General features: G+C 61.3%; 12 protein-coding genes. 9 read left to right on the plus strand and 3 right to left on the minus strand.

From position 1 onward, the window contains the following. Nucleotides 1-159: 159 nt before the first annotated feature. Nucleotides 160-1,776, minus strand: a complete 1,617-nt coding sequence (locus D3P04_RS22400; RefSeq protein ID WP_119752108.1) for an acyl-CoA dehydrogenase family protein — start codon at nucleotides 1,774-1,776, stop codon at nucleotides 160-162. A gap of 309 nt (nucleotides 1,777-2,085) precedes the next feature. Here D3P04_RS22400 and D3P04_RS22405 point away from each other — a divergent pair, with 309 nt between their 5' ends. From D3P04_RS22405 to D3P04_RS22435, 7 genes are all read left to right on the plus strand, one after another. Then, a complete protein-coding gene (locus D3P04_RS22405) occupies nucleotides 2,086-3,726 on the plus strand; it encodes a GMC family oxidoreductase (RefSeq protein ID WP_119752109.1) in 1,641 nt (546 codons plus the stop codon). Between the two features lie 26 nt (nucleotides 3,727-3,752). Beyond that, the gene (locus D3P04_RS22410) at nucleotides 3,753-5,384 is read left to right on the plus strand and encodes a long-chain-fatty-acid--CoA ligase (RefSeq protein ID WP_119752110.1); all 1,632 of its coding nucleotides are present in this window, start codon (nucleotides 3,753-3,755) and stop codon (nucleotides 5,382-5,384) included. Then, nucleotides 5,381-7,102, plus strand: a complete 1,722-nt coding sequence (locus D3P04_RS22415; RefSeq protein WP_119752111.1) for an aldehyde dehydrogenase family protein — start codon at nucleotides 5,381-5,383, stop codon at nucleotides 7,100-7,102. Before D3P04_RS22410 ends, D3P04_RS22415 begins: the two co-directional genes overlap by 4 nt. 16 nt (nucleotides 7,103-7,118) lie before the next feature. Further along, the gene (locus D3P04_RS22420) at nucleotides 7,119-7,733 is read left to right on the plus strand and encodes a TetR/AcrR family transcriptional regulator (RefSeq protein WP_119752112.1); all 615 of its coding nucleotides are present in this window, start codon (nucleotides 7,119-7,121) and stop codon (nucleotides 7,731-7,733) included. Between the two features lie 59 nt (nucleotides 7,734-7,792). Then, nucleotides 7,793-9,769: an alkyl/aryl-sulfatase gene (locus D3P04_RS22425; protein ID WP_119752113.1), complete on the plus strand. Its 1,977-nt coding sequence runs from the start codon at nucleotides 7,793-7,795 to the stop codon at nucleotides 9,767-9,769. A 398-nt stretch (nucleotides 9,770-10,167) separates the two neighbouring features. After that, the gene (locus D3P04_RS22430; RefSeq protein WP_119752114.1) at nucleotides 10,168-10,986 is read left to right on the plus strand and encodes an NAD-dependent epimerase/dehydratase family protein; all 819 of its coding nucleotides are present in this window, start codon (nucleotides 10,168-10,170) and stop codon (nucleotides 10,984-10,986) included. Further along, a complete protein-coding gene (locus D3P04_RS22435) occupies nucleotides 10,983-12,188 on the plus strand; it encodes an NAD(P)/FAD-dependent oxidoreductase (RefSeq protein ID WP_119752115.1) in 1,206 nt (401 codons plus the stop codon). The genes D3P04_RS22430 and D3P04_RS22435 overlap by 4 nt, the downstream gene beginning before the upstream one ends. A 60-nt stretch (nucleotides 12,189-12,248) precedes the next feature. On the opposite strand, the gene D3P04_RS22440 is transcribed toward D3P04_RS22435, so the two are convergent. Both D3P04_RS22440 and D3P04_RS22445 read right to left on the minus strand, forming a co-directional pair. Then, on the minus strand, nucleotides 12,249-13,472 hold the full coding sequence (locus D3P04_RS22440; protein WP_119752116.1) for a UbiH/UbiF/VisC/COQ6 family ubiquinone biosynthesis hydroxylase: 1,224 nt from the start codon (nucleotides 13,470-13,472) through the stop codon (nucleotides 12,249-12,251). A gap of 38 nt (nucleotides 13,473-13,510) precedes the next feature. Continuing rightward, nucleotides 13,511-14,368, minus strand: a complete 858-nt coding sequence (locus D3P04_RS22445) for an SDR family oxidoreductase (protein ID WP_119752117.1) — start codon at nucleotides 14,366-14,368, stop codon at nucleotides 13,511-13,513. A 90-nt stretch (nucleotides 14,369-14,458) separates the two neighbouring features. Here D3P04_RS22445 and D3P04_RS22450 point away from each other — a divergent pair, with 90 nt between their 5' ends. Both D3P04_RS22450 and D3P04_RS22455 read left to right on the plus strand, forming a co-directional pair. Further along, on the plus strand, nucleotides 14,459-15,940 hold the full coding sequence (locus tag D3P04_RS22450; protein WP_119752120.1) for an AMP nucleosidase: 1,482 nt from the start codon (nucleotides 14,459-14,461) through the stop codon (nucleotides 15,938-15,940). A gap of 149 nt (nucleotides 15,941-16,089) precedes the next feature. Beyond that, on the plus strand, nucleotides 16,090-16,389 hold the full coding sequence (locus tag D3P04_RS22455) for an HU family DNA-binding protein (protein WP_119752118.1): 300 nt from the start codon (nucleotides 16,090-16,092) through the stop codon (nucleotides 16,387-16,389). Nucleotides 16,390-16,538 lie beyond the last annotated feature (149 nt).

Below are 16,538 nucleotides of genomic sequence, written 5' to 3' on the forward strand. Positions count from 1 at the left end.
TGATTATCTCCACGATTGCGCACCCGGAAAGCGCTGGCGAAGCAGTCTGCCCCGGGATCAGTGCCAGCCACTTCGCCGGTCAGGGCGAATTGTTACACCAGCGTCAACATAGTTTAACCGAATGTTATCCACATATGTGGTCATTCGTTGGCAACGCTGTCAGATACGATCAAGCAATTCCTGCGGGACCGGCGCTCTCATCGCCCCGGAGACATGACCTCGCTCACCCGCGATACGGGTCGTGACATATGCATCGGACACGACTGTCACGCCGGCCCGGATCAGGACCGAAGCGGTCAACAGCAGCGCCGTACGCTCGGCAAACCATCTCGCCTCGCCCTCGGGCGGCAGGCCGGGCCAGCGTTCGGCATGGGCTTGCAGTGCCGCGTCATAGCGCCGGTCGCTGCCCGTGGCCGCACCCAGCTCCGCCCGCAAGCTTTCCGCCGCCAGAGGCTCTTTGGCCAGTGTGCGCAGGATATCCAGACAGATGACATTGCCCGACCCTTCCCAGATGCCGTTCAAGGGGGCTTCGCGGTAATAAAGCGGCTGGCCGGTTTCCTCGATATATCCCATGCCGCCCAGCACCTCCATCGCCTCATAGGTGACGACGGGGCAGCGTTTATTACTTAGAAACTTGGCCAGCGCGACGCCAATCCGCGCAAAGGCGCGGTCCTCGGGGGTCGTGCCGTCGAAAGACCGCGCCACCCGCATTCCAAGCGCCAGCGCACCTTCGCAATCAAGCGCAAGATCGGCCATGACGGCCTGCATCAGCGGCTGGTCGATCAGCCTTTTCTGGAACGCGCTACGGTGAATGGCCCAATGATGGGCGGCGGCCAGCGACCCGCGCATCAACCCGGCAGGGGCAAGGGCTGTGTCCAGCCGCGTGTGATGCACCATTTCGATAATGGTCCGCACGCCCGCGCCTTCGTCGCCCAGACGATACGCGATCGCATCGTGATATTCGATCTCGGCCGACGCGTTCGAACGGTTGCCCAGCTTCTCCTTCAGCCGCTGGATATGGATAGCGTTCCGCTCGCCTTCCAGCCAGCGCGGCACGAGGAAGCAGGTCAGACCGTCCGGAGCCTGCGCCAGCGTCAGGAACCCGTCCGACATCGGCGCCGAGCAGAACCATTTATGCCCGGTCAGCCGGTAATGATCGCCCTCGGATATGGCGGTCGTGGCATTGCTGCGCAGATCCGAGCCGCCCTGTTTTTCGGTCATCGCCATGCCAAGCGTTGCGGCTGATTTTTCGGCGATCGGGCGGGTCGAAGGATCGTAGTCGCGGGCGCTCAGACGCGGTTGCCAGACTGCCGCAAGCTTTGGATTCGCCGCCAATGCCGGAAACGCGGCATAGGTCATGGTCATCGGGCAGCAATGTCCCGGCTCGGTCTGGCTGGCCAGATAGACCATGGCGGCATGGGTGACATGGCCGCCTTCGGTCCCGTCCCAGGCGATCCCCGCATAGCCCGCACCAAGGCTCGTTTGCATCAGCCTGTGCCATGCAGGATGGAAATACACCTCATCCAGCCGCCGTCCGCCCGGATCGAATAGCACCAGTTCCGGGCTGTGCCGGTTCGCGTCCTGTCCGGCCTGCCGCATCCCGGCGCTGCCCATGACCTTCCCATATCCGGCAATGATCTCTGCCCGACCATCTTCCCGAGAAACGGCATCGCGCAAGGCGATATCATCTTGCCACAGGTCGCAATCGCCGCGGTTGGGCGGCTGGTTGCCAACCTCATGTGTGCCGAAATGGCTGCGGGGTGCGGATAGGGTCATGACTCCTCCTGTGTTCAGGATAGGGGCGCGAGGCTGGAACGGTCCAGCACCGCGCCAAATGACGTAACGTTACTTGTGCCGATAAGCTGTCATCGGGTGTGAAGCGGCAAAAGCGGCAGGCGCGGAAATACCCGTAATAGCTCTAAAAAACGACTTTCCGGAGGCCGGGCAGCGGCCGATTTCCACCTCCGTTTCCATATCTGTATAATTCCATATCATTTGTTCCGTACATTTATATTGTTCAAATGTACGAAATTATGTTATCCATTCACCAAATAAGAAGCAATATTCAAAACAACAGGGGTGGTTATGGAGTATGACTATGTTATCGTCGGTGGCGGTTCCGCCGGAGCGACTCTGGCCAATCGGCTAAGCGCGGATCCGAAGAACACGGTGTGCCTTCTGGAAGCGGGCGGAGAGGGGCGCGGGTTGATCGTGCGTGCGCCGGTCGGCGTCGTCGCCATGATGCCCGGATATGGCAAGATCAATAATTGGGCGCTCAATACCGTGCCGCAGCCGGGACTGAATGGCCGGATCGGCTATCAGCCCCGTGGCAAGGCGCTTGGCGGCTCTTCGGCCATCAACGCGATGCTGTATATTCGCGGCCATGCCAGCGATTACGACGAATGGCAGGAATTGGGAAACGAGGGTTGGGGATGGCAGGACGTGCTGCCCTATTTCCGCCGCGCGGAAAATAACGAGCGCGGCGAGACGGCGGCGCATGGCGCCGAAGGCCCCTTGCAGGTCTCGAACCAGCGTTGCCCCCGACCGATCACGGCGGCATTCATCGAGGCCGCGCAGGAAAACCAGCTTGGCTATCGCGAGGATTTCAACGACGGCGATCATGAAGGCGCGGGTTATTTTCAGGTCACGCAGTTCCATAGCGGGCCGAAACGGGGCGAGCGCTGCTCGGCTGCGGCCGGCTATCTTCATCCGATCATGGGCCGGCGCGGGAACCTGACGGTCGTCACCAGCGCGCAGGCGACGCGTATCCTGTTCGAAGGCAAGCGTGCGGTGGGAATCCGCTATCGCCGGGGCAAGACCGATCACGAGGTCAGGGCGCGGCGCGAGGTCATATTGGCAAGCGGAGCATTCGGGTCTCCGCAACTCCTGATGCTGTCGGGGGTCGGTCGCCCCGATGATCTGCGCCAGCACGGCATCGAAACGGTGCATGAACTGCCGGGTGTCGGCCAGAACCTGCAGGACCATATCGATTTCATCATGGGCTACAAATCGAAGGACAAGGACAATTTCGGCATCGGTTTCGCCGCAGGCGCCCGCATGCTGAAAGAGGCCCTGAAATGGCGCAGGAACGGCAATTCCATGATTGCCTCACCCATCGGCGAGGGGGCGGCGTTCTTCAAGTCTTCGCCCAAACTCGACAAGCCCGACTGCCAGATCCATTTCGTCGCCGCCATCGTCGACAATCACGCCCGGACATTGCATTGGGGCTACGGGTTTTCCTGTCATGTCTGTGTCTTGCGGCCTCATTCCGTGGGCGAGGTCTTCCTGCAAAGCGGCGACCCGCTTGCCGCGCTGGGAATCGATCCGAAATTTCTCTCGGATGAGCGCGATCTTCAGACGCTGATCAAGGGTGCGAAATACACGCGGAAGATCCTCGAATCTCCGGCGCTCGCGAAATACCGGCACAAGGAACTGTTCGGCATCCATGACGACATGTCCGATCAGGAATGGGAGCAGGTGATCCGCAATCGCGCCAATACTGTCTATCACCCGATCGGCACCTGCAAGATGGGCCATGATGATATGGCGGTCGTGGATAGCTGCCTGCGCGTGCGCGGGATGACGGGGCTGCGCGTGGTCGACGCCTCGATCATGCCGACCCTGATCGGCGGCAATACCAACGGCCCGACCATCATGATCGCCGAGAAGGCCTCGGACATGATCCTTGCAGAGGCGGCGGGCGACAGGATGGGTCTGGCCGGATAAAACCAGAGAAAACGGGAGGAAATGTCATGAGTGGAACGATGATGTATCAGCCGCTGACCACGGGCAGCCTGATCGACCATGCCGCCCGGTATCACGGCGGCACCGAGATCGTCTCGGTCGAGACGACCGGCGGAACCGCGCGAAGCGACTGGGCCACCACCCAGGCCAATGCCCGCAGGCTGGCCTCGGCGCTGGACAGGCTGGGGATCCCGGCGGGTGCGCGCTGCGGCACGATCGCATGGAACAACCGCCGCCATCTGGAAATCTATTTCGGCGTCGGCGCGGGCGGTCGCGTGACCCATACCATCAATCCGCGACTGACCCCTGAACAGTTGATCTTCATCGCCGATGACGCAGGCGACGAGGTGATCTTTTTCGACCGCACCTTCCTGCCCGCCGCCGCCAAATTATGCCCGCATTTCAAAACCGTGAAACATGCCGTTCTGATGGGCCCGCGCGACGATGAGGCTGCCGGAATGATCGAGGGGCTGCTGTTCTACGACGAGCTTCTGGAACAGGGCGATCCGGATTACCAATGGCCGGATCTGGATGAGCGTTCGGCCGCGGCGCTGTGCTACACATCGGGAACCACGGGCAATCCCAAGGGCGTGCAATATTCCCATCGTTCGCTGGTCCTGCATGCTTTCGGGGCCAATCAGCCGGATGGCACCTGCATCTCGGCCATGGATTCGCTGCTGCCGGTGGTTCCGATGTTTCACGTCAACGCATGGGGTATCCCCTATATCGCCGCAATGGCCGGGGCACGGCTGATCATGCCGGGACCGAAACTGGATGGCGAAAGCCTGATGAACCTGATCAATGACGAGCGGGTGAATGTCGCTTTCGGTGTGCCGACCATCTGGATGGGATTGTTGCAGGCCCTGCGCTCCTCGGGCGGGAAACTGCCCCTGCTCGAACGGACCTTTGTCGGCGGCACTGCGTTGCCCCCTTCGATGATCGATGCGTTCCGCGAGGAATACGGGGTCGAACTGATCCACGCATGGGGAATGACCGAAACCGCCCCGGTCGCCACGCTGAACAAGCTGCTGCACAAGCATCTGGAGCTGTCGCAGGACGAACAGCGCAGGTTGCGCCACGGTCAGGGACGCCCCCTGTTCGGAGTCGAATTGCGGGTGATCGACAGCGAAACAGGGCAGTTGCAGCCCAATGACGGCGAACGTCAGGGCAATCTGCAAATCCGCGGGCATTGGATCGTCGAAAGCTATTACGGCAAGGCCGAGAACGCCCTGACCGAAGACGGCTGGTTCGACACCGGCGATATCGCCACGCTGGATCCCGATGGCTACATGGTCATCCGCGACCGTGCCAAGGATATCATCAAATCGGGCGGCGAATGGATCAGCACGGTCGATCTGGAAAATATCGCCATTGCCCATCCCGGCATCGGCAATGCCGCCGCAATCGCGGCCTATCATCCCAAATGGGATGAACGCCCGGTGCTGATCTGCATCCGCGCCGAAGGCTCGACCGTGGAAGAGGCCGAATTGCTGGCCAGCTATGACGGCAAGGTGGCGAAATGGCAGGTTCCCGACCGGGTGATCTTCGTGGACAGCCTGCCCATCGGTGCGACTGGCAAGGTGCAGAAGAACAAGCTGCGCGAAAAATACGGACGGATTCTGACGGAGGACGGGGCATGAATGCCATGCATTCGATTACCGATCACGGAGCGCTTGATACAGCGCTGCAGGAGTTGGACGAAGCCAAACATGATTGGGCGCGCATCTCGATCAAGGAGCGCTTGGCGATCCTGTCCGAGATCAAGGACGCCTTGTTGCCCGTGGCCGAGGACTGGGCGAAAATCGCGTCACGCGCCAAGCAGCTTCCCGAAGGCAGCCCCCTCGAGGGTGAAGAATGGATATCCGGCCCCTATGCCCTGATGTCCGCCTGCAACGGGTTGTCACAGACCTTTGCGGAAATGGAGGGCAAAGCATTCCTGAGCCATGTCCCGCGCCGCCAGTTGCCCAATGGCCAGCTTGCCCTGAAAGTCATGCCCCATTCGATCTGGGACCGGTTTCTGCTGTCGGGAGTGAGCGCCGATATCTGGATGCAGCCGGGCGTCACCGATGACAATCTGGCGTCCCATGCGGCGGTCGCCTATGATATCCCCCCCGAACAGCGGCAGGGCAAGGTGGCCCTGATCCTTGGCGCCGGAAATATCGCCTCGATCGCGCCGCTGGACGTGTTCCACAAACTGTTCAATGAGAATCAGGTCTGCATTCTCAAGATGAACCCGGTGAATGATTACCTGACGCCATTCCTGAAAACCGCGCTTGCGCCGCTGATCCGGCGGAACGCGTTGCGGATCGTCAGCGGCGACGGCGCGACCGGCGCCTATCTGACCGAACATCCGCTGGTCGAAGAGATGCATATCACCGGCTCGCAGGCGACCCATGACGCCATCGTCTGGGGTACGGGCGAGGAGGGCAGGCGCAATCGCGCCAGCGGCACGCCCCGCAACAACAGGCGCTTCACCTCGGAACTGGGCGCGGTCTGCCCGACAATCGTCGTGCCCGGACCGTGGAGCGCGGCAGATATCCGTTTTCAGGCCGAACATATCGTCACGCAGAAACTGCATAATTCCGGTTTCAACTGCATCGCATGTCAGGTCATCATCACGAAAAGGGGCTGGGAACTTGGCCCGGCATTGTTCGAGGCCGCCAAGGCGGTCGTCGCCCGCTCGGCCCGTCCCGCCTATTATCCGGGTGCCGTGGACCGGATGGAAATTTACATGGCGAAATCGTCCGAACGGGTAAAACTGCCGCGTGGCGATGCCCCTGCCCTGATCGTGACCGAGACCGGCCATTCCGATTATTTCCGCGAAGCCGAGGTTTTCGCCCCCGCCATGTCGCGCACCCGGCTGGATGCTTCCGATCCCGAGGACTTCCTGCGCCGCGCCGTCGCCTATGCCAATGACCAGCTGCATGGTACCCTGGGCGCGAATATCCTGATCCATCCGAAAACGCTTCGCTCCATCGGGCGCACGCGCTTTACAGAGATCATCGCGGAACTGCGCTATGGCACCATCGCCGTCAACGCATGGACCGGCTTGGGCTTTTTGCTGCCTCCCTGTCCGTGGGGCGCCTTTCCCGGCCACAGCCTTCAGGATGTGCAAAGCGGCATCGGTACCGTGCATAATTGCCTGATGCTGGAAAAGACCGAACGCACGGTGGTCGAGGCGCCGTTTCGGCCCTTTCCGCGCAATCTGCTGAGTGGCGGGCGGACGCTGTTGCCGCGCCCACCGTGGTTCATCACGAATCGGCGTCAGGATCGGCTGGGCAAACTTCTGGTCGACTTCCAGCATCGTCCCGGCTGGTCCAAACTGCCAAAGATCTTCATGAACGCTTTGCGGGGCTGAATCGAAAAGAGAACCGATGAATCAACATATCCCCGATCCGATCACCAAGCTGGAAGAGCGCGCCAATCGCAAGGCAACCAAGCGTGAGGCCAAAAAGGCTGAAATCGCTGTCAGCACATTGGATGCCCTGAAACAGCTTGGATACGCCAACACCACATTGCGCGATATCGCGGCGCAATCCGGCATGTCCCTTGGCAGCCTGACCTATTACTTCACCGACAAGGCAGAGCTGATCACCTATTGCGTACGGATCTATAAGGCCGAGTTCATCGCCCGGGTCCGCGGCTCGGTCATGAAGGCCAAGGGACGGGATGCGGTAATCGCGGCGCTTGCGGATGAGTTGGTCCGCTCGATGACCGAGGATTTGCCGACGCATCGCCTGTGGTACGACATCCGCAATCAGGCGATTTTCGACCCCGCCTTCCGCCCTATCGTCGCCGAGATAGAGGCCGCATTGGTCGATACGGTGGCCGATGCGATGCGGGCGGCGGGCCACGAGGATACCAGCGCCGCCGCATTCGGCTATGCGGTACTCGACGGGTTGTTCCACTATCTGATGCAGAATCGCGGCGAAGAAACGCAAGAGCAGCTTGCGGGCAGTTTTGCCGCCGCCCTGCAGCGGTTTTTCTAGATTACGCAGCGTGGTGTTCGGGAAACATCCCGCCGTCATGTCTCAGTTCAGGAGGTAAAATGAGATTGCATATCATCGCGGCGGCATTCGGGCTGACCGTGGCCGGCGCGGCATTGGCCCAGGACGGGAAAGACGCGACCGGGGCAACGCAGGCAGCCAACGCCGCCGTTCTTGAAAGCCTGCCGTTCGAGGATCGGCAGTCCTTTGAAGACGCCCGTCGCGGCTTTATCGCGCCCCTGCCCGGGGACGTGATTACCGGCGCGAGTGGTGCGCCGATCTGGGACCCGGCGAAATTCGCCTTTCTGCAAGAAAATGCCGATGCGCCCGCAACCGTAAATCCCAGCCTGTGGCGACAGTCGCAACTGGTGAATATCGGCGGGCTGTTCGAAGTCACCGGCGGGATCTATCAGATCCGCAATTACGACCTGTCGAACATGACCGTGATCGAGGGCGATGAGGGCATCACCGTCATCGATCCTCTGGTTTCGGCGGAAACAGCGAAGGCGGCGCTTGATCTCTATTACGCCAATCGCGGCGAGAAACCGGTAAAGGCGGTGATCTACACCCATAGCCACGCCGATCATTTCGGCGGTGTGCGCGGCGTGGTGGATGAGGCCGATGTGGCGGCGGGAAAGGTGAAAATCTATGCTCCCGAAGGCTTCATGGAACATGCCATCGCCGAGAATGTGCTTGCGGGCAACGCCATGGCGCGACGGGCCAGCTATCAGTTCGGCAATCTGCTGCCCCCGGATCCCAGGGGGCAGGTCGGCTCGGGGCTGGGCACCACCACTGCGGCCGGCGCGATCACCCTGATCCCGCCCACGGATTACATCAGCAAGGACGGGCATCGCGAGACGATCGATGGTCAGGTCTATGAATTCATGATGGCAAACGGCTCTGAAGCGCCATCGGAATTCGTGTTCTACATGCCGGAACTCAAGGTTCTGAACATGGCCGAGACAGCGACGCATATGCTGCACAACACCTATACCCTGCGCGGCGCGAAGGTCCGCGATCCGCTTGAATGGTCCAAATACCTGAATGCCGCCATCAAGCGCTGGGGCGACAAGGTCGAGATCCTGTATAATCAGCATCAATGGCCGGTCTGGGGCAATGCCGAGGCGGTCAGGCATCTGAAACTGCAACGCGACATGTACCGCTTCATCCATGATGAAACGCTGCGGCTGGCCAATCACGGCTATACGATGAACCAAATCGCCGAGATGATCGACCTGCCCGACGCCATCGAGAAAAGTTTCTCGAACCGTGGCTATTACGGGACGTTCAATCACAATGTCAAAGCGACCTATATGCTGTATCTGGGCTGGTTCGACGGCAATCCCGCCAACCTGAACCCTCTGCCCCCGGTCGAGACCGCGAAACGCTATGTCGAGGTGATGGGCGGCGCGGATGCGGTGCTGGAACATGGCCGCAAAGCCTATGAGGCGGGCGATTACCGATGGGTGGCGCAACTGGTCAACAATGTCGTCTATGCCGATCCCGGGAATCAGGCCGCCAGGGATTTGCAGGCGGATGCGCTTGAACAGCTGGGCTATCAGGCGGAATCCGGCGTCTGGCGGAACTTCTACCTGTCGGCTGCAAAGGAACTGCGGTACGGCGTCACGGAATTACCCACGCCGAACGCCGTCACGCCCGACACCCTGCGCGCCATGAGCCTTGATCTCTATTTCGACTACATGGCCGTACGCCTGAATCATCCGAAGGCCGACGGCAGGAAAATCACCCTGAATTTCGTGTTTCCGGATGTGGGCAAGAAATACCTTCTGGAACTGGAAAACGGCGTTCTGAACCATTCGGAAGGCGTGCAATCGGATACGGCCGATACCACGATCACGCTTGACCGGGCGGTGCTGGACGCGATCACTCTGCAGCAGACCACGATGCAGGAGGCCGCGCAGGCCGGCAACGTAAAATTCGAGGGCGATCCCGCGAAGCTGCAAGAGGTGATGTCGCTGCTGGATACATTCGGGTTCTGGTTCAACATCGCCACGCCGAACCCGGCACCTGCGGAATAATCACGGGAAGATCGGAACGGGCCGGGCTGGAGATTTCTCTGGCCCGGCTTTTGGTTTTCGGGAGGAGTATCTCTGACCAAACAGAGCCGGGCAGTGCCCAACCGCGGGTGGGCGCAATGACAAATGTGGTTTTCACTTTATGGTGCAACTCCGTACGACGCCGGGCCCGCAGGACAACGTCACCAAAGCGCCCGCCCGTCACGCGAATGCGTGCAAAGCACGACGGGGCGGTCGGGCGCTGCCCGTCATGCAAATGCGTGCAAGGCACGGCGGGCCTTTCGGCCCTTGATTCCGGGCGGGGTTTCCAGAATGACCTATCCCCGGGTTGCACTTCCAACTCCCCCTGAACCGCGTTAGCTTCGCCTTCAAAATCCAACCGAATGCGAAAGGCAACCGATATGGCGAAACCGTTCAACCGCATCCTGATCACCGGCGCGGCAGGCGATCTTGGCGGCAAGCTGCGCGAAGGGCTTGCGCCGCTGGCCAATCATCTGCGGCTTGCCGACCGGATGCCGATCCCGGATTTGCAGGCGCATGAAGAAGGGCTGACCTTCGATCTGTCCGACGAGGCCGCGACGATCGGCGCCACGCGCGATGTCGATGCCATCGTCCATTTCGGCGGCGCTTCGCGCGAACGGGTCTGGAACGACGTGCTCGATTCCACCATTCGCGGCAGCTATCATATCTACGAAGGCGCACGGAAACATGGGGTCAAGCGCGTGATCTATGCCTCGTCCATCCACGCGGTCGGCTATCACGCCAGCGATTCGCATATCGATACCCAGGCCCCGGTCAGGCCAGACAGCCTTTATGGCGTCTCGAAATGTTTCGTCGAAGCGCTCAGCAGCCTGTATTGGAACAAGTTCGGGATCGAGACCGCCTGCCTGCGCATCGTCTCGTGTTTTCCGGAGCCGGCGGACCGGCGGATGCTGGGATCCTGGCTGAGCTATGATGATTGCATCCGGCTTGTCGCCTCTTGCCTGACAGCGAATTATGTCGGGCACAGCACCATATTCGGCGTCTCGGACAATCGCGCAAAACTTGTGGACAATTCGAAAGCCGCGCATCTGGGCTTCGTGCCGCAGGACAGTTCCGAACCCTATCGGGCACAGGTCGAAGCCACGACAGAGCCGCTGGATCACATGGCCGCGACGACCCGCCATCTGGGAGGCTGGTTCGTTGATCTGGGCCATCCCGACAATGAGCCCGGGCAATGAGCGAAAGCCGTGACGTCATCGTCATCGGCGGGGCCGTCATCGGCTCGGCAGTGGCCTATTATCTGACTGCCAATCCCGATTTCGCCGGCTCGGTCCTCGTCATCGAACGCGATCCGACCTATGCGAATGCCTCGACCGCTCTGTCTTCCTCCTCGATCCGCACGCAATTCTCGAACGAGATCAATGTCCGGATGAGCCAATACGGTTTCGAGGTCATTCAGGAATTTTCCTCGATGATGGCGGCGGGCGATCACCGGCCTGATCTGAACTTCCATCCGGGCGGCTACCTGTTCATGGCCAGCACGGAAGATGGCGTGGAAACCCTGCGCGAAAAGCACCGGGTGCAGCGGGCATGCGGCGCCGATGTGATCCTGTGGACGCCCGAGGAACTGGCCCATGCCTTCCCCCATCTGCGCGTGGATGACATTCTGCTGGCGTCATATGGCCGTTCGGGCGAGGGATGGTTCGACAATATGGGCATGATGCAGGGCTTCAAGGCCCGGGCCCGGGCGCAGGGCGCGGAATATCTGAGTGATGAGGTCACAGCGATCGGCCATGACGGGCAAAGGGCGGGTTCGGTCACGCTGAAATCCGGGCGGCAGATCAATGCCGGATGGATCGTCAATGCCTCGGGTCCCCGGGCAGCACTGACCGCGCGGATGGCAGGGCTTGATATCCCGGTCGAGCCGCGCAAGCGAACCTCTTTCGTGTTCGATTGCGCCCGCTCGCCCGAAGGCAGCGCGCGGGTCAATGACGGGCGCCTGCCGCTGATGGTGGATGTCTCTGGCGTCTATTGCCGCCCCGAGGGCCGCTATTTCCTGACCGGCGCGCCGCCGCACAATGATGTGGCCGTCGATCCCGATGATTTCGAACCCCGCTACGAGGAATTCGAGGATATCATCTGGCCCGCGCTTGCCGCCCGCTCGGAAGCTTTCGAGGCGATCAAGCCCGTGAACCAATGGGCAGGGCATTACGCCTTCAACGTTCTGGATCATAACCTGATCCTTGGACCGAATCCGCAGATGCCGAATTTCATCTTTGCGAACGGGTTCTCGGGTCACGGGCTGCAACAGGCCCCGGCCACCGGGCGCGGCGTATCGGAACTGATCGTTTACGGCGGTTTCCGTACGCTTGACCTGTCTGAACTTGGCTTCGAACGGGTTCTGGAAAATCGCCCTTTCCTGGAGAAAGTGGTTATCTAGGACATGCGCAGGCGATCAAGCTTTACGCATATCGCCTGCCGCCGCCGGCCGCCCGGTATCTCAAAGCGCCTGCCCGTTCAGCAGCCTTGGCATCGGATCCACCGACAGTCCCGCCGCCTGCCGCATGAAGCGCCGCCGCAGGCCCGGGATTGCCGTGACCGCGCCCATGCCCGCGCCCCGCAAAGCGGCAACCACCGGATTTTCACTTGCGAACAGCCGGTTCACCGTATCCATTCCCAATGCAAGGCTGGTCGCGTCGAACCGGCGCCATTGCTGATACCGCTCAAGCACATCCACGGCGCCGATATCCTCGCCGCGCCGCGCCGCCTCGACGATCACCTGCGCAAGCGCCGCGACGTCGCGTAGCCCGAGATTCAGCCCCTGCCCGGCAATCGGATGCACCCCATGCGCCGCATCGCCGACCAATGCGATCCGAGGGGCTGTATAGGATTCCGCCAGGGACAGGCTCAGCGGATAGGAAAAACGCTGCCCTGCCAATGCGATCTTGCCCATGAAACCGCCAAACCGGGGTTCCAGCACCCGCAGGAACTCGTCATCGGGCAGGGATTTGATCGCTCCGGCATTGGCATCCGTTTCCGACCAGACCACGCTGCTGCGATTGCCCGGCAGAGGCAGAATCGCCAGCGGGCCGGTCGTCATGAAATACTGATGCGCGATGCCTTCATGCGGCAATTCATGATCGATCGCGGCGACAAGCGCTGTCTGCCCGTAATCCCATCCCTGACGCGCGATGCCTGCCCGCCGCGCCACGCCCGAACCGCGCCCGTCTGCCCCGATCAGCAATTGCGCCGTGATCTGCCGGTCATCAGACAGGCCGGCGGTGACATGCGCCGCCCCGATCTCCTGCGAGATGACCGAAACACCCGGCATATGCGTGACGGAACCATCCATTCCCGTCAGAAGCGCACGGTAAAGGAAACGATCCTCCAGCATGTAACCAACCGGGCCTTCCTCGATCTCGGCGCTGTCGAAATGCAGGAAAAACGGGGCGGCCCCCTCTCCGGGCTGCCCCTGCGACGCCTTGACCTCGCGGATGGGCTGACTTTCGCCCTCCAGCCCGCCCCATAATCCAAGCGCCCGCAACAACCGCTGCGAGGCCACGGCAAGCGCATAGGCGCGCCCGTCGAATTCATCCGCTGCCCGCGCATCGGCAGGCCGCGGGTCGATCACGGCCACGCGCAGCCCCGCCCCGGCAAGAGCAAGCGCCAATGCGGGGCCGTTCAGCCCGCCGCCCGCGATCACGATGTCAAAATCAGTCGTCATGCGCGGCACTCATGCATGGCACACGGGCAAAAGCAATGTCACCCGTCGCCCTCCGCTTCAAGGATCGCGGCAAGGCCGCTGCGATAATCGGGGTATTTCAGCGTGATGCCCAGATCGCGCTTGATCCGTATATTCGAAACCCGTTTGCTTTCGGCATAGAAAGAACGCGCCATCGGCCCCAGATCGGCCTCTTCGAAAGGCACGGCCGGAGGAATCGGCATGCCCAGCATCTCGGCGGCACAGGCGATGATATCCTGCGGCGGGGCAGGATCGTCATCGCACAGATTATAGATCGCCCCGGCTTCGGGGGCATTGATCGACGCCATCAGAATCCGGGCAATATCCTCGGCATGGATCCGCGAAAATACCTGTCCCGGCTTGACAATCCGCCACGCCGTGCCGTTTCGCAGCTTGGCAAAGGGCCCCCGTCCCGGACCGTAGATTCCCGCCAGCCGGAAGATATGCAAGGGCAGGTCGTGCCTGTCTGCCAATGCCTGCCAGTCATGCTCCGCATCAACCCGCATCCGGCCGCGGGCAGTCGAGGGCGCAAGCGCGCTGTCTTCATCGACCCAGCCGCCGCCCCGATCGCCATAAACCCCGGTCGTGGAAAGATAGCCCAGCCAGCGGGGCCGCGCCTGTGCCAGCTTTTCGGCGAAATCCGTCAGCACCGGATCACCGCCTTCCGCGGGCGCCGCGGAAACAAGGATGGCATCGGCGCGGGTAACGGCCTCGCGGAGTTCGGCTTCCTGCCCCGGCCACAGCAAGGGCAAGGCTCCGGCAGCCGCGACGCGATCCGGGTGGTTTCTGGTGGTGCCGGTGACCCGCCACCCCTGCGAGATCGCGACGGGTGTCAGATAAGCGGCGGTATAGCCATGACCGAAGATCAGCATTTCCATGACATCAGCCTAACGCCCGCGGCAAAGCTGCGCCAGACGCTTGCTTGTCGCAGACAGGGCGGGCAGGGTTGCGGAAAAGAGGTTGAAAAAATGGACACGGATTCGCGTTTTCTGCCGGTCGAGACGCCGCGGCCTTCCGCGCGCGAGCAGTTTACCGATGCCGCGGAGGCTGTTTCGCGGCTGCGCGAACTCTATGACGAGGCGACCGGCTTCCTGCAGGATCACTTCATCAGACTTCTGGGCGGAGAGCGGCCGAAGGCCCGCTATCGCGCCTTCTATCCAGAGCTCCGCCTGATCGTCTCGGGTCACGACAAGATCGATTCGCGGCTGTCATTCGGCCATGTCACCCAACCGGGAAGCTATGCCGCGACGATCACCCGCCCGGATCTGTTCAACAACTATCTGACCGAACAGATCGGCCTTCTGATCCGCAATCACGGCGTTCCCGTCAGTGTCGGCAGCAGCGACACCCCGATTCCAATGCATTTTTCCCTTGCCAACCAGGATCTCAACGTTCCGCAGGAAGGCGTGCTCGACTTCTCGCTTCGTGATGTGTTCGACGTTCCGGAACTGGACACGATGAACGACGATATCGTGAACGGGGTCGCCGGATTGCTGCCGGACGGCGCGCAGCATCTTGCCGCCTTCACCGCGCAGCGCGTCGATTATTCGCTGGCCCGGCTGCAGCATTACACCGCGACGGCGGCCGAGCATTTCCAGAATTTCATCCTGTTCACCAATTATCAGTTCTATGTGGACGAGTTCGAGGCATTCGCGCGCCGCGCCCTCGCCGATCCCTCGCTTGGTTATGAATCCTTCGTCGTCCCCGGCAATCACGAGATCACGGCGCCCGATCAGCCCCTTCCGCCTCAGGTCAGGACGCCGCAGATGCCGACCTATCACCTGAAGCGCCCCGGTTCGCAGGGGATCACGCTGGTCAATATCGGGGTCGGCCCTTCGAATGCGAAAACCGCGACCGATCATATCGCCGTCCTGCGCCCTCATGTCTGGCTGATGGTTGGTCACTGCGCCGGGCTGCGCAATTCGCAAAGCCTCGGCGATTTCGTGCTGGCCCATGCCTATCTGCGCGAGGATCACGTGCTGGACGACGATCTGCCGGTCTGGGTGCCGATCCCGGCATTGGCCGAGGTTCAGGTTGCCCTGCAGGAAGCCGTGGCCGAGGTCACCCAACTCGATGGCTACGAGCTGAAACGGATCATGCGCACCGGGACGGTCGCCACCATCGACAACCGCAACTGGGAACTGCGCGACCATTCCGGCCCGGTGCATCGCCTGTCGCTGTCGCGTGCTGTCGCGCTTGATATGGAAAGCGCGACGATCGCCGCCAATGGCTTCCGCTTCCGGGTACCTTATGGCACGCTGCTTTGTGTCAGCGACAAACCGCTGCATGGCGAGCTGAAGCTGCCCGGCATGGCGACGGAATTTTATCGGACCCAGGTCGAGAACCATCTGCTGATCGGCATCCGCGCAATGGAAAAGCTGCGCGAAATGCCGCTGGAGCGTATCCATTCGCGCAAATTGCGATCATTCAGTGAGACTGCCTTCCTGTGAAACTCCATAATCTGCACGAAATCACGCCGAATTCGCAAAGTTTGGCGAAAAAGGCTTGATCTGCCCCGCAAAACCGTGTGTAGCAAGCTTTATGCCGAAAATGGCGCAAACTGTTAGCGCATGAAACAGGGCGAGAGGAGACAGAAATTATGGCAACGCCTTCCGCGAAACCGATGACGAAAACGCAACTTGTGGCCGCTCTGGCAGAAGAGCTGGGCTCGGACAAGAAATCCGCTGCTGCAGCTCTGGACGCGATCACCGCGGTCGTGACCCGCGAAGTGTCGAATGGCGGCGCAGTTACGCTGCCGGGTATCGGCAAGGTCGCCTGCCGCGCCCGCCCCGAGCGTCAGGTTCGCAATCCCCAGACCCAGGAAATGATGACCAAGCCGGCTGACAAGCAGGTCAAGGTTACCGTTGCCAAGGCACTCAAGGACAGCGTCAACAGCTGATCCTGCTCCGCTTGGCGGATTTTTCGGGCCGTACCCTATCCGGGTGCGGCCTGTTTTCTTTCCCGGCCCTGCGCGAGTCGAATCTGGCCCTGACAGACGTGATCCATTGCAGTCTACGCGATCAGAGCACATCGGGCCCGCCCGAATTC

Source organism: Paracoccus onubensis, from assembly GCF_003591515.1.
Lineage (GTDB): Bacteria > Pseudomonadota > Alphaproteobacteria > Rhodobacterales > Rhodobacteraceae > Paracoccus > Paracoccus onubensis.